The organism is Clostridium tetanomorphum, assembly GCF_017873215.1.
Taxonomy (GTDB): domain Bacteria; phylum Bacillota; class Clostridia; order Clostridiales; family Clostridiaceae; genus Clostridium_AO; species Clostridium_AO tetanomorphum.
Genome location: NZ_JAGGKA010000038.1, coordinates 1 through 14,723, shown reverse-complemented (window position 1 = coordinate 14,723; position 14,723 = coordinate 1). Strand labels below are relative to the sequence as shown.

Genomic DNA, 14,723 nt, shown 5'->3' with positions numbered 1-14,723 from the left:
TGTTGTTACTCCTGGGGCTTTTACTATTACATTCTGCACAGCCTTGAAGTTTTTACTGTTTGTAACATTTGATGGCAATGTTAATGTTCCTTCTATTTTATATGTTCCTGCTTTACCTCCATCATAACTTGTTGTATCCCAGGTTATTCCTACCATTATTCTACTTCCATCTTCTAGTGACACTAACACCTCAGCTGGCAAGTTCAATGCTTCTACTGCTGTTCCATTTAATACTAGTAAATCTCCAAAGCCTGGTGGAAACATTATATCTTTTGTTGTTACTCCTGGGGCTTTTACTATTACATTCTGCACAGCCTTTAAGTTTTTACTGTTTGTCACATTTGCCGGTAATGTTAATGTTCCCTCTAATCTATATGTTCCTGCTTTACTTCCATCATAACTTGTTGTATCCCAGGTTACTCCTATGGTTATGATACTTCCATCTTCTAGTGGCACTAACACCTCAGCAGGCAAATTCAATGCTTTTACTGCTGTTCCATTTAATACTGTTACATCTCTAAAATATGGGAGAACCATTATATCTTTTGTTGTTACTCCTGAGGCTTTTACTATTACATTCTGCATAGCCTTTAAGTTTTTACTGTTTGTCACATTTGTCGGTAATATTAATGTTCCTTCTAATCTATATGTTCCTGCTTTACTTCCATCATAGTTTGTTGTATCCCAGGTTATTCCTACTATTATGATACTTCCATCTTCCAGTGTAGCTGGCGCCTCAGCTGGCAAGTTCAATGCTTCTACTGCTGTTCCGTTTAATACTAGTAAATCTCCAAAACCTGATAGAACCATTATATCTCTTATTTTTACTCCTGGGGCTTTTACTGTTATATTCTTCACAACCTTTAAGTTTTTAGTGTTTGTCACATTTGCCGGTAATATTAACGTTCCTTCTATTTTATATGTTCCTGCTTTGCTTCCATCATAGTTTGTTGTATCCCAGGTTATTCCTACCATTATATCACTTCCATCTTCTAGTGATACTAGATCCTCAGTTGGCAAGTTCAATGCTTCTACTGCTGTTCCATTTAATACTGTTGTATCCCCAAAATATGGTAGAACTATTATATCTCTTGTTTTTATTCCTGGAGCTTTTACTGTTATATTCTGCACAACTTTAAATTTATTACTGTTTGTAATATTTTCTGGTAATATTAATGTTCCTTCTATTTTATATGTTCCTGCTTTACTTCCATCATAGCTTGAGGTATACCAAGTTATTCCTACCATTATCTCACTTCCATCTTCTAGTGTTGCTGGCCACTTAGCTGGAAGGTTCAATGCTTCTACTGTTGTTCCATTTAGTACTGTTAAATCTATAAGATTTTGTATAAATATTATATTTTTTGTCGTTACTACTGGGGCTTTTACTATTACATTCTGCACAGCCTTTAAGTTTTTACTGTTTGTCACATTTGCTGGTAATGTTAATGTTCCTTCTATTTTATATGTTCCCGCTTTACTTCCTTTATAGCTTGTTGTATCCCAAGTTACTCCTGTATTTATGGTGCTTCCATTATCTAGTGTTACTGGTACCAATGCTGGCAAGTTTAATGCTTCTTTTGGTGTTCCATTTTCTATTTCTATATCTGTCAGTTTTCCTACAGAGGTTATATTTTTGGTTGTTGCTATTGGTGTTTGTGTATCCGGTGCTACAATTACATTTGATATTGCCCCCTTACATAGTGTTTTTAGACCATTTGCATCTACTGCTACCACTGCTACATGCAAATTTTCTCCTGCTGTCCAATCAAAGCTTGCTGCTCCAGTTCCTTTTGCTATAGCTGTTTGTCCTGACACAGTATCTGTAACTGTTGGTACTGATCCTACCTTTGCTACTATTTCATAATGATCCACTGTTATTGTTGTAGAATCTGTCCATGTTATTAACACTCTGCTCTTTCCATCATCATTTACTTTATTATCTTTACTGGTTGGTGCATTTACTGTAAATGTTGATGGAACTTCTGGCATTATTGGTGTTATTATTATACTGTAATCTTGACTGCTTCCATCTTCTGCTGTCACTTTTATTACCATTTCTGAAGCTACATCTACGTTTTCTTGATCCTCTACTACTGTACTTCCTGCTGATGTTAATATTTCTACACTAGCCTTATCTGACACCTTTAATCCTGCCTTCAAAGCACTTACCTTTGTTCCTGCTGGTACCTCTGTTATATTTTCTTTACTTAATTTTCCTATATTAGTTGATATTATTGATTTTTCATTACTTAATACCGGTGCTCCTACTATTACTTTCATTATTGCTTTTACATTATTTGTATTTTTAACTCCCTCTGGTACTTTTATCGTTCCTGTAAATGTATAACCACCTGCTTTAGTTCCATCATATGCTGGTGTTCCCCCATCCCAAGTTACTGCTGCAGTTGTTTTTGTATTATTACTTAAATTTATACTTACTGTACTTGGTAAACCTATATCATTTAATATTGTTCCATTTGCTACATTTATATCACTTACTATTGCACTACTTACTGTTAAATATGAACTAGATGAAGAACCACCACTTGAGCCACCATCTCTTACTTTTTCCGGAATATAAAGAGAACTAAATTCATTAGTATTTTTTTGTTGCATTTTATTATTTATATTATCTGAAATTATACTATTTTTTAACAAACCTTCTATAACACCACATACAGAAACCTTAGCTCCTAATTCTAAACTTACTGTATTATTTTTATTATACACATTTCCAAAACTTCCAGTACCATTAAACTTTATTTTCTTAGCTATTGCATGAGAATCTAATATAACATTATATATAGTTGTTCCTGATATCATATTTAAATTTGCTTCACTCTTTATTGTTACCGGCTTATCAAAAACACCTTTAAACTCTACTTTATCACTATCAAAAGTATCATTTATTTCAATGTTACCAAAAGAACCTGAATTTACTTCAAGTGTTGAAGGTGATGATATCTTTGTATTCTCTATTAATGTAGAATCATTTATGTTTACTGAAGCCATATTTCTACTACGCAAATTTAAATATTTTGATTTAACATTTTTTAAATCTATCCCATTCTTTGAACCTGATAAAACAACTATTTTATCTGATTTTACTGAATCTAATGTAATTTTTCCATCTTTAGATGGATTTATATACACAATACCACCTACCGTTATATTAGAAACCAAAACATTATTGCCTTCAATATAAAGATTACCTTTTACATCTCCTTTAAGTGTTATATTATCTTGAGAAATATATGCATTTCCATATATAGCATTACTATAAACCTCTCCTGCTTTGTCTAAAAATTTAGCAGATATATTTATATCTTTCATAATGTCATCTGGAATATTAAAGTTTCCACCTAATACATTAACACTACTTGTTGGTAAAATATTTTCTTCTATTAATTTTTGGGTTGAATTTTGCAATGACTTATCAGCCAATATGATAGGAGCAAGCTTCTGAGCTGCTAAACTTGATCCTGAAAGTGCATCTGCAAATTCATTTCCTGTTTGTCCATCTCCTAAAGCTATATATACATTTTTCAAATCGAAACTTGAAATAAATCTTTCTACTACATTTTTATTTGTTTCATATCTGTCTAAACCATTTATCCTTTCAGACATAGGTAATGCTTTTTTCACCTCTTCACCTATAGAAGCAGTTCCTCCAATTATATAAGCTTTAGCTATATTATTATCATTTATATAATTACTAACCTCTTTAGACAAATTATCTCTTTCTGTAAGAATTATAGGCATACCCTTTATTCCTGCAATTGAACCTACTGACAACGCATCCGCATAATTTTCTCCTGAAACAATAAAAACATTTTTTACTTCTCCTAATTGTTCTGCTACTTTTACTGATGTTTCATATCTATTTTCCCCACCGATTCTATTAACATCTGAGGTTACATTTTTCTTAATCATATCTTCTACATTTTTGGATACTGAACCTTCGCCTCCAATAATAAGAACGTGCTTTACTTTAAGTCTTTTAAGTTCTTCCAAAACTTTATCATCCAAATTATTCTTTTTTGTTAAAATAATTGATGCATTTTTAATCTTTGCTAAAGGTGCTGCACTAAGTGCATCTGCATACCCTTCTCCGCTTGCTATAATTACATACTCAGATCCTTGCTCCCATCCCTTTTGTGAGATTTTAATTGAAGTTTCATATCTGTCCTGTCCCCATATCCTTTTTATATGATCTTTATCAAATGCTTGAACAGAACCTGATCTTGTAATTAATATTATTGATGTCACAATACCTAATGATAATGCTTTTTTTATTTTTAATTTTTTTGATTCCAAATTCTACTTCTCCTTCATTTATTTATTATAAAACCTTATATTAAAAATTATATATAAACTTCTTTTTTATTCATATACTCCTTTTGGTCTATTTTTTTGAAATACAAAAAAACTGAATAGAAAAACCTATCCAGCTTTAACTCTTAAAATACTTATCAAATAAATCCCTGCATCTTTGCAAGGTTAACAGCTTGAAGTTTGCCACTTACCTGTAATTTTTTATAAATGTTATGCAAATGTGTTTTCACTGTTGCCTGAGATACCATAAGATGGTCTGCAATTTCATTTCTTTTCAATCCTTTCGCTACTAATGAAAGTATTTGTATCTCCCTTTGTGACAATTTTATATTGTTCTGTTCACTTCTTTTTAGGCTTTCATTGTATTTCTTACTATAATCCAGTACTCGTTTTATGTACTGATTTTTAGAATCCATGCTATAAATCGTTTCTAGCATATTCATAATATACGATGCACTTTCTACAAAAGGCATTACAATATCATCTGATTGAGCTTTTGATAATCCTTCCTTCAGCACACTAATTCCTTCATCCATACCATAAAGATGATATTTTGACACTGCCTTAAATATATAATTGTGTATAAATCCTAACTGATTACTAAATATAGAAAAATACTCTTCAAAGGTTTCAGTAAGGACTTCAAGCTTTATATAATTTTTAGACAACATTACAGCTTTACCATAAACTATATAACTAAAAGCCATCCCTTGATAAAAAAAATCCGCAGCAGTCATGTCTCCTATTTGAAGCCAATATGGAATCTCCTCTATTTCTCCCATACATCCATAAATATATCCCCTGCATAAATCTATAGTAGTATTATATATAGGATGGTTTAACTTACCAAATTCCTCTTGAATTTCATTTAGTTTTTGGATAGATTCATATATCTTTCCCTGAAATATATAAAGTCTTATAAGATTAAAAATAAGCACATATAATAATGCTTGCCTGAGTTTTAGTTTTAGCCTTATAAATAGCTTTAAAACTATTTATTTCAGCAGCTTCAAAATCCCCTGTTTCCAGTGAGTATTCTGCAAGACCCAAATATTCACAGCCAGTTCCATTACCATCTGACATTTTTGAATGTAAAGGCATATTTTTTTGAATAATGTGTAATACCTTTTTTAATGTTCCTTCATCTCTAAAATAAATATAAATCAAATGAGGAGAACCAAAGGTAAATTCATTTTCCCTAAGCATTATATAGGACTGCTTTCCTTGTAAGAGACTTCTAGCTTTGTCACTAATAACACACATTTTTTCTAAGTCATTAAATACTAAAAATTTTTTAACAATTAATGTTTCAGCAACAATTCTATCTCTATATTCCTTATCTACATTATTATTATTTTCATAAAATCGTTGGAGTCTTTCTATTCTCTGCATACAATCCTTCATATAAGTTCCAGACATAATGGAACATAAAATATGCCTTAAATATGCTATAGGATATTTATAAAGTTGTTCTTCAGGAATTCTACTAAACATCTTAAAATGACCTTCAAACAAAGGTTCATTGCATACATTCTCAGGTTTATTAAGTTCTAAAAGAATTCGTTTTTCGTCTCCTATTATATTCAAATAGCCAAGGGCAGTTTGAAATTCTTTTTTCTCTAGATACCACTCTCCTAACCGCCTATATAATTCTTTAAGTTTCTTAGGTCTAAAATTAAGTTTTATCCTAAGAAAATCCAATAATACATTGTGTATTTTATATTCTTGTGAAGCTTCATCATAAAAAATAAATGCATTTTCCTTTCGAAGCTTTTTTAAAATTTCATCTGTTTTTTCTTCCTTAGTAATATAAAAAGCTTGTTTTGATGTAAAGCTATTCATTATAGAAAGCTGTAGTAGAAAATTTTGAACATCTTGTCCATATGAATTAAATAATGTATTTTCTACTAAATCATCAATAGTACTATTCATCCCTACAGGTATACCTTTTTCTAATGCCAAAAGTATCATATAAGCTAATGATATCCACCCATCTGTATATTCATTAATCTTTGTTAAATCCTGATTAGATATATCACTCTTCATCATTAAGCAATACGCTTTTAGCTCCTCTTCTGTAAACTTCAAATGTTGCTGAGATATTATTTGACACATACCTTTAAAAAGGAATTCAGACAAATCAATTTCTGTAGTATCTCTGGTAATAATTATTATATGAAAATCTTCTATATCTTCTTGTACAATTTTAGTAATAAAATTATTTATTTTAACTTCTTTTGAAAGTTGATAATCATCTATAACAAAAATTGTTTTTTCCTTATAATCAATCTCATTTAATATAGATAAAACTTTTTTAGTTTGTGGCACGTCCGCTGGAAATCCAAGACTTCTTAAGGCTTTTCCGGCCTTTTCATCTAATTTACTTATTTGCTCACAAAACTGATACCAAATACATCCTGTGGATTTAGTATCATTTAAAAATGTAATCCAAATATATGGATTTTTTTTACACTTAAGAAACTCTTTAACTGCTGTAGTTTTCCCAAAACCCATAGGTGCTTCAACAATTGTAAGAGGATAATTATAAACTGATTTTAAAATATGATTTATGCGTTTCCTTTTTAATATTTTAATTTTCTCCAAAGTAACACCCTTCCAAATTTGATTAATATTCGCAATAGGATATCTATTATTCTTCTATAATTTCAACATCATACTTTTTGGTTTCAATTTGATTATTTAAATATTGTAAAATTATTAAAAATATATAGATTTTTCATAGTACTACTAGCATCAGCTCATATCTTATATTATATCTAATTATAACTAAAACTTCACCATATATTTTCCAATTAGCAACCTTGTTACCATGAAAATTTAAAAAATGAACGTCTCTGCTATTCTTTGGAACAAAGTAAGGCCTAAACCTGTTCCAAATCAATATAAATTAATTTTATAAATATGGAGGGATTTTTATGATGATGGCTAGCTCAGTAGCTTATATTAGCCTAATAATTTATTTAATTTTATGTGTCATGGGTATTTACAGTTTCATATTATTTGTGAAGCTTGCCACTAGAGGAATTAAAGCACTTGATATTTATATAGAAGAAAAAACAAATAATACAGTTAGTTAAACTTTGTCTTAAAATAAACACCTAATTTACTATATTTTATCATTTATTCTAAAGTTTTCACTTTAATTATCGATATAACCTCTGGAGGGATGATATACATGAACGGAATAAGCTCTTTTAAAGACATAAGTAATTACACAATAGATAAATCTGTAATTGATAGAATAAAATCTGAGAATCTTCAAACAGAAAAAACATATACACCAAATATATCTAAAGAACAGCTGCTACCAAATCAAGCTATTACAAATCCAGACAATGTTGAGCAAGCTATGCTTAAAGACTTTACAGAGTTAAGTCGCTTTAGCTGGAGTAGTTTTTCCCCATTATATTTTAAAGATAATACTCAAAAAATTGATACTCTTGTGAATGCTACAAAAAAATACACTCAGTATATAAATGATAATTTTGATGGTGATAAGAAACAAAAGTATTTAGATTCTCTAAATAAATATGTAAATCTTGCTAAAAGCTCAATATCGGATGAAATATCCTGCAATATTAGCAAATTTTTTAAGTTAGATATCAATGATACTAATGATATAAAAAATAATATTAGTAGTATTATAGACAATAAGCTTAATAATACTACGAAGACAGATAAATCAACTTCACTTAAAGATATGAATTATGAAGATTTAAAAATCTTAAGTGCTGGTATTGAAAGTATTGGTAAAAACTTGATGGAAGATTTTTATTGTTCTGATGGTTATAACGTGGCCTCCTTGGGAATGGCTAAGATGAAAACTAACTTTATAGTACAAAAAACCAATTTATCAGATAACATTAAGAAAAAACTTTCAGATTGCGTAGATAATAAGGTAAATAAAGAATTGGATTGTATTTTTAAAGTTCAAGGATTTGCTCAAAGACAAAGAGAGGTATTTGCCAGAGAAAAAGGCTTCTTATTAGAAGATATAACAGGTGTAGATTCTTCTAGTAGGCTTGAACAATTAAAAAAGCGTACTTCAAATACATATAAAAAATTTACAAATATTGAATTTAATATGAATTTTATGAATAGCTTTTTAAATATAATGAAAGATATTAATAAGCAATGTTCCGATGATATAGATTATTATAAAAAGGTTGATGCTAAACTAGGTACTGGAATAAGCAAGTCCATTTCAGAATCACAAAAGACTATTACTGATAAACTTACTTGTGATTGGAATGATTTCATTGATAAAATGTATATAGAAGATGATAAATCACAATATTATCTTCCTTCAAGTAACCATAATATCGTCTGTACTTTTGCTTGATAATTATACAGATGTGTTTAAAAATTAAACAATAAATTTATTTTTAAGAAATAAACCCTAATATATAATTAGTGCTAATAGACTATAGACTTACTAATATATCAATTTATTAAAAATAGGAGCTTTATGCAAATGCTCCTATTTTTGTGATATAAAAGCTTACTTATATCCACTATTTTGTATTTGTTTTTTAGTTAAAGATTTACTAAAAAACAAATACAATATTGGCATGAATATTATTCTCCCAATAAACCAACCAATCTCACCATTTTTTAAGTCTGTAAAATAACCCCAAATAACTGTAATTATAAATATGGCTATAATTTTACTATATTTTTTCATATTTAATCCCCTTATTTTAAGCATAATTTTACTTTTCCTTTATTTCCTTAAATAATTCATATGCCTTTTCTCTAGCTTCATTAAAAACTTCTTCTCCAAACTGAGTAATTGAATAATATTTTCTTATCTTTCCTCCAACATTTCTATCTTCAACACTTAGAACACCATTTTTTTGTAGATTATGGAGTATAGGGTATAATGTACCAGAACTAATCTCATATCCATGTTCCTTAAGTTCTTCTATCATCCATGATCCATAAAAAGGCTCCTTTTTAGCATGATGCAATATATGAATATGAATAAATCCTAAAAATAGTTTTCTCATAATTTGCTCTTGCATTTAAATTCCTCCTGTGATATTCTTTTTATAATATCGTATTTCGATATCTGTTTTTGATATCTGAATCCGATAGCATAGTATAATTTTATCAGTTGAATATACTACAGTCAAGAAAGGGATTTTTTATAGATTTTTAATAAGCTAGTAAGTAGACAAATAAGTAAATGTATTATTTCTATTAGGTAAATATCTATTACTAAAGGAGGTTATATTGTTGTTTAAAATAAATAATGTTCTATATAAGAATATCTTAAGCATTGAAAGATTGGAAATTCCACAAAATAAAGTTATATGTATTATTGGTGAAAGCGGAAGCGGAAAGTCTACCCTTTTGCGTCTTCTAAATAAACTAATAAGCTATACTAGCGGAGAAATCTTATACAAGAATCAGCCTTTAGATACTGTTGATTCTGTGGAATTACGGAGAAATATTGTAATGCTCTCGCAGTCACCAACAATTTTCCCTGGAACTATAAGGGATAACCTTCTGATAGGCTTAAAGTTTGCAGAAAAGCCAATAGTTAACGATGAAAAACTTCGTCAGATTTTAGAAATGGTACATCTAAATAAGGGATTAGATGATAACATCTATACACTGTCCGGCGGTGAAAAACAAAGGCTTGCTTTAGGAAGAGTTCTTTTACTTGACCCTGAGGTCTTTTTATTGGATGAGCCTTCCTCAGCTCTAGATGAAGAAACAGAACTAGCCATTATTGATGAGTTAGTTTCTTATACGAAAGAAACTAACAAAACTCTAATTATGGTTACTCATTCAAAAAAGGTAGCCCAGACTTATTCTGAATATATAATTGAAATTAGCCATGGCAAGGTAATTAGTTATAAGGAGGTTTAGCATATGAACAGTGTAATTCATATACAGTTGTGGCAAATGATTGCGGCATATGTCTTTGTTTTAATATTAATGCTTATTGTGAAATTAAAAGGGATTCCAAGAGAAAAAGAAATACTTATCTCTTCTATTAGAATGACTATCCAACTTATTCTTACAGCATATATATTGATGTACATTTTTAGTAGTCCATCCCCACTATACACCATCTTTATTTTAATTGCTATGGAGACTTTTTCAATCCACAACATAATAAAGAGAACTAAAGCAAAACTTTCGCCAAAACTTAAACAAATCATTACTTTTTCAATGGTTGTTGGTACAGTTTCCTGTCTATTTTATTTTTTAGTCGTAGTTGTACACATATCACCATGGTATGATCCAAGATACTTTATACCTATTGCTGGAATGCTAATTGGTAATTCTATGACAGGAATCTCCTTAGGAGTCAATCGTTTAGTTGACGGAATGCAAGCACAAAAAAATTTAATTGAAGGCGCCTTAATGCTGGGAGCTACTCCGAAAATGGCATCAAAACAAATTGTGAATAATGCTTTCGATTCTGCAATCCTGCCTACAATTAATTCTATGGTGGGTATGGGAATTGTTTTCTTACCTGGAATGATGACAGGTCAAATACTATCTGGCATTTCACCTATTACTGCCATTGAATATCAAATTGCTATTATGCTTGGAATACTTGGTAGCGTAGCATTAACTGTCATCCTATTCGTACAGTTAGGATATAAAACTTTCTTTAATGATGAAAGTCAATTAATTATTAGTGATTAGAAAATCAGTTATATTAAAGTATGTTTTAATATGGGGTTGTGGTACTAAGAACAAATCTCACAACATATTGTGTTTGTTATTGATTTGCAAAGCAATATATTGTATGTAAATTTCTTAATGCCACAGCACCACCTATTTTTTATCAATAATTTCAATATAAGTTATGTGTTTTCCTCAGTAAATCCGTCAAATCAGCCAATGATAATTCACCAATAATTTCATAACCTTTTCCCACCCCCAGCGGCTTAACAATAACTGTTCCCATGTTTGGAATTTGTCCTAACCCAATACCTTGTGGAAAATTGTGTGCAATAATTACCTTGTTACTTCCTTGAGGAGGTTTGATTTCTAATTTTGACTGAAGGGAAACTAATATTCTGTTTTGTTCTTCATTTGATAAATTTCCGCTCAATCTATAAATTTCAACCCAAAATGGATCGATTTTAACATTCTCCATTCCAAAAGCCAACTGCGCTGTTTCTATAGTTCTGCAAAAGGGACTCGCTAGGATAGGATAATTAATAGGAATCTGTAAACTACGAAGGGTTTCCCCATAGTACACTGCTTGTCTCCTTCCTATTTCTGAAAGATTTCTTTGGGTAAGACAGTATTGAAAGTTCAAATTAGGTTGGTCTACTCCAACTGTTGCCTCTCCATGCCTAATATACAGTATATATCCTCCATTTCTAAGTATATCAAGTAACAATCTTATCAAAATAACTTCTCCTCTATATACTTTCTAAATCATTAATAGTGTATGATATTTAGGTTAAATTGCTCTTTAATATTTTTTAAAATCAAATCCTAATATATCTATATCATCATTTTTATCTAATTTTTTATCGTAGTTTTTTCGTAACTGAATTAAATTCAAATGATCAAATCCACATTCTTTATATAATTTTATAGCACTTGTATTTCTCGGTATAACATCTACAAACATTGCCACTACTTTCTTTTCAACCATTAGTTCATCTAATTTTTGCATAGCATATTTTCCAATTCCTCTACCCCTATATTCTTCTAATATAAATAAATCTTCTAACCATGCTACATTTTGACCACCAAATCTTACATAAAAAAATCCTACTGCTTCATCATCTAAAAGTACATTAAATATACTCCCTTGCTCCCTCCAACATTGTAAAGTTTCTTTAGACTGTTCATCTGTCTGCCAATATTCTTTAGGAGCATTATTTAATTTCCTATGATAGTTCATCAATTCCGTAATCATTTTAGTAGTAGTTAAAATTAAATCCTCTGACAATTCATTAATTACAATATTCATGATTTTTCTCCCATAAGTGTGTAAAAAGTATTACATAAGATTATACACATTATCTCATATTAATTTTTCATATAATTTAAACCAATCCAATCCGTAATTTTTAAGTCCCAAATCAACGGTATCAATGTATTTAAAACCACATTTTTCATAAAGTTTAATGGCTGGTATATTACCTTCATAAACATCCAGCCTAATTGATTTGACTTTTGACTTAATACTATATTCATCAGCAAACTCAATTAGTGTTTTACCTACACCACATTGCATAAATTTCGGATGGACGGCAAATGTATGTATAACAAAAACATCCCAATAGTCAGATTCAAATCCCCACTTAACATTATAATATGCCTGTTCAGGTTCGTGACTTAAAATAATGGAACCAATGATTTTTCCATTATTCTTTGCTACATAAAGATTTCTATTTTTCACTCCATCAATTGCATTTTGCCTTATAGGATATATGCCTTTTATCCATCCAGGATAATTTACTCCCCCTGCCAAATAATCATTTAAATCATTATAAAGATTTTCTAATTCATCAATATCATTTTCTTTTCCCAATTCAATAATAATGTTCATGAGTTGCCTCCAAATGAAGTAGAATATAAATTTTGTTTCATCATAATAATTTACAATTGTTTGTTAATATATATAAATTATAGCACATGCCCCATATTTCTAACACCATGTTGTTACATTTATAGATTATAATTTCATTTTTAAACGCCGCAATATTCAGTTTTCAAGGGTTCATTGTTCGGGCTTTTAAATTGAAATATTACCATTGGCAATTATTTCAAATTATTAACAGAAAGCCATGTGGTAATACTTGTTAATTTAGTGATATTTTTTAAATTCCATACAAAAACACCTCAAAATTCAATTCATGAATAATGCGGTGTTCAGATAAATTACTATGTTTTCTCAATTCCTGTATTTTTTTGCCTAAACTCATAATAAGACCTCCCTTGTTTTGGTAGTCTTATTATAGCAATACAAATAATTGCCTACTACCAAACAAACCTTGAATTTTCGCAACTGCCAGTTGCTATTTTAATTTTAATGTCAATCTACATAAAAAATAGCTAGTTAAGGAAAAGGACTACTTCCTTTAAATGATGTTCACTTTTTAGGTTGTTTCATTAAAGTAAAAACAATCTAACCTAGAAACCTTTACCTCTAAGTTTTTATTATTATTTAACTACCCTTTCTCCTATTTTTTCGCCCAAAACTACACTTGTTTCATATCCTTTATTTGTCTGATCAATTATATCTTTATCAATTTTTACTTTACCTTTTTCAAAAAATAATATGGTAGTAGAACCACCAAATTTAAAGTACCCCTTTTCATCACCTTTTTTTAATCTTTTTCCTGGCACATAGGTTTGCATTATTGAGCCCACAAAAGTTGCACCTACTTCTATACATAGTACATCACCAAAGTTATCTGAATTAAAAATACTCCATTCCCTTTTATTTTTACAAAAGAGCTCAGATACTGCCTTTAGTGCAATTGGATTCACAGAGTAATAATCACCTTTTATTTTCCTTGTTTCTCCGCATACACCATTATCTATAAAATGAAACCTATGATAATCTGTTGGAGCAAGACGAAGAATTAAACATGTACCTTCTGAAAACTTTGATACTATACTTTGGTCATCAATAAGTTTATTAAGTTTGTACGCATAACCTTTAATTTGTACTAATTCATTCAAGTCAATATTATCGTAAGCCACAAGTTTACCATCACCAGGAGATATTAGGGATCTTGATAAACTATCTATAGGTCTTGCCTCATTATTAAACTTTCTAGTAAAAAAATCATTAAATGATTCAAATTGATCTAGTTTTTTTTCACAAATAGAAATATCGATACCAAAATCACTGATGAAAGACGGAATCTTTTTTTTACTTATTTTAGTATTGCAAAAGAAGCCATATAACTTAGAAAAAAGCTTTTTTTTAACTATTAGCTCTAACAGCCTCATTCCAACAGGTGAAGAATAAGTCCATTTAAGATACATACTTCCTGCTACTTTCTCAATTTCATATTTCTTAGTTTTTCTATTATAAAATTTAATCATAATGTAACCCCTTTCATGTAAATAAAATATTTAGGTATTATTATTGGTTATACATATATTGTAAATTTACATCACTTTTACTTCGTATTATGAAAAATTGTAACTAAGATACTATGAAAATTATATCATATCATCTGTTTATGATTTTATAAAAACGTAATATTTTTAATGACATATACCCTACTTATCCTCTATTATTTATAATTTAATCTTTTCCACAATGATAATAAATATCCACCAGCTAAGCTGGTGGTTTTTCTTAAGCCCTATAAGGGCACTTTACCAGCATTATGCCTTAAGGCACGTATGAAAATCTCGCC

Annotated in this window: 13 protein-coding genes; 4 read left to right on the top strand and 9 right to left on the bottom strand. The window is 29.6% G+C overall.

The features are described 5' to 3' along the window. The 3 genes from J2Z24_RS20640 to J2Z24_RS20635 all read right to left on the bottom strand — a co-directional run. The coding region (locus J2Z24_RS20640) for a cell wall-binding repeat-containing protein (RefSeq protein ID WP_209795127.1) at window positions 1-4,320 on the bottom strand (4,320 nt) is incomplete at its 3' end. A gap of 155 nt (window positions 4,321-4,475) precedes the next feature. Continuing rightward, a complete protein-coding gene (locus J2Z24_RS21840) occupies window positions 4,476-5,276 on the bottom strand; it encodes a response regulator transcription factor (protein WP_242990673.1) in 801 nt (266 codons plus the stop codon). Continuing rightward, window positions 5,263-6,942, bottom strand: a complete 1,680-nt coding sequence (locus J2Z24_RS20635; protein ID WP_241392953.1) for a winged helix-turn-helix domain-containing protein — start codon at window positions 6,940-6,942, stop codon at window positions 5,263-5,265. The genes J2Z24_RS21840 and J2Z24_RS20635 overlap by 14 nt, the downstream gene beginning before the upstream one ends. A 332-nt stretch (window positions 6,943-7,274) precedes the next feature. Between J2Z24_RS20635 and J2Z24_RS20630 the strand changes: the two genes are divergently transcribed. Both J2Z24_RS20630 and J2Z24_RS20625 read left to right on the top strand, forming a co-directional pair. Next, the gene (locus tag J2Z24_RS20630; RefSeq protein ID WP_162175680.1) at window positions 7,275-7,436 is read left to right on the top strand and encodes a hypothetical protein; all 162 of its coding nucleotides are present in this window, start codon (window positions 7,275-7,277) and stop codon (window positions 7,434-7,436) included. Between the two features lie 98 nt (window positions 7,437-7,534). Continuing rightward, window positions 7,535-8,701, top strand: a complete 1,167-nt coding sequence (locus tag J2Z24_RS20625) for a hypothetical protein (protein ID WP_035147147.1) — start codon at window positions 7,535-7,537, stop codon at window positions 8,699-8,701. Between the two features lie 159 nt (window positions 8,702-8,860). Here the strand turns inward: J2Z24_RS20625 and J2Z24_RS20620 are convergent, their stop codons facing one another. Both J2Z24_RS20620 and J2Z24_RS20615 read right to left on the bottom strand, forming a co-directional pair. Then, on the bottom strand, window positions 8,861-9,043 hold the full coding sequence (locus J2Z24_RS20620; protein ID WP_035147150.1) for a hypothetical protein: 183 nt from the start codon (window positions 9,041-9,043) through the stop codon (window positions 8,861-8,863). A gap of 28 nt (window positions 9,044-9,071) precedes the next feature. Then, the gene (locus J2Z24_RS20615; protein ID WP_035147153.1) at window positions 9,072-9,383 is read right to left on the bottom strand and encodes a PadR family transcriptional regulator; all 312 of its coding nucleotides are present in this window, start codon (window positions 9,381-9,383) and stop codon (window positions 9,072-9,074) included. A gap of 214 nt (window positions 9,384-9,597) precedes the next feature. Here J2Z24_RS20615 and J2Z24_RS20610 point away from each other — a divergent pair, with 214 nt between their 5' ends. Together J2Z24_RS20610 and J2Z24_RS20605 are read left to right on the top strand one after the other, a co-directional pair. Then, complete coding sequence (locus J2Z24_RS20610; protein WP_035147156.1) at window positions 9,598-10,236, top strand: ABC transporter ATP-binding protein; 639 nt, start codon at window positions 9,598-9,600, stop codon at window positions 10,234-10,236. Window positions 10,237-10,239: 3 nt separating this feature from the next. Further along, window positions 10,240-11,025 (top strand): ABC transporter permease, encoded by a 786-nt coding sequence (locus tag J2Z24_RS20605; RefSeq protein WP_035147159.1) that lies wholly within the window; start codon window positions 10,240-10,242, stop codon window positions 11,023-11,025. 151 nt (window positions 11,026-11,176) lie between these two features. On the opposite strand, the gene J2Z24_RS20600 is transcribed toward J2Z24_RS20605, so the two are convergent. From J2Z24_RS20600 to J2Z24_RS20585, 4 genes are all read right to left on the bottom strand, one after another. After that, window positions 11,177-11,740 carry a histidine phosphatase family protein gene (locus J2Z24_RS20600; RefSeq protein WP_035147162.1) on the bottom strand — a complete coding sequence of 188 codons (564 nt, stop codon included), beginning with the start codon at window positions 11,738-11,740 and terminating at the stop codon, window positions 11,177-11,179. A 66-nt stretch (window positions 11,741-11,806) separates the two neighbouring features. After that, window positions 11,807-12,313, bottom strand: coding sequence for a GNAT family N-acetyltransferase (locus J2Z24_RS20595; RefSeq protein ID WP_035147165.1), 507 nt, complete (start codon window positions 12,311-12,313; stop codon window positions 11,807-11,809). A gap of 54 nt (window positions 12,314-12,367) precedes the next feature. After that, the gene (locus J2Z24_RS20590; protein WP_035147167.1) at window positions 12,368-12,895 is read right to left on the bottom strand and encodes a GNAT family N-acetyltransferase; all 528 of its coding nucleotides are present in this window, start codon (window positions 12,893-12,895) and stop codon (window positions 12,368-12,370) included. 614 nt (window positions 12,896-13,509) lie between these two features. Continuing rightward, a complete protein-coding gene (locus J2Z24_RS20585; RefSeq protein ID WP_035147169.1) occupies window positions 13,510-14,403 on the bottom strand; it encodes a phosphatidylserine decarboxylase in 894 nt (297 codons plus the stop codon). Between the last annotated feature and the right edge of the window lie 320 nt (window positions 14,404-14,723).